This window comes from Neisseria sp. P0008.S010 (assembly GCF_051962715.1).
Lineage (GTDB): Bacteria > Pseudomonadota > Gammaproteobacteria > Burkholderiales > Neisseriaceae > Neisseria > Neisseria elongata.
On sequence record NZ_JBQCVA010000299.1, the window covers coordinates 1 to 269 of the forward strand.

Annotated in this window: 1 protein-coding gene; it reads left to right on the forward strand. The window is 67.7% G+C overall.

The features are described 5' to 3' along the window. Positions 1-269: GTP-binding protein (locus ACTHSL_RS13680; protein ID WP_440381725.1), on the forward strand; the 269-nt coding region annotated here is incomplete at both ends.

Genomic DNA, 269 nt, shown 5'->3' on the forward strand with positions numbered 1-269 from the left:
TACCGGGACCACGTCGTGAACCTGCTCGACACGCCCGGGCACCGCGACTTCTCCGAGGACACCTACCGCGTGCTCGCCGCCGCCGATGCCGCGGTCATGGTGCTCGACGCCGCGAAGGGCATCGAGCCGCAGACCCTCAAGCTGTTCGACGTCTGCCGCCAGCGCAAGATGCCGCTGCTCACCTTCATCAACAAGTGGGACCGTCCGGGTCTGGGCGCCCTCGAGCTCATCGACGAGATCGAGGAGAAGCTGGGCATCGTGCCCACGCC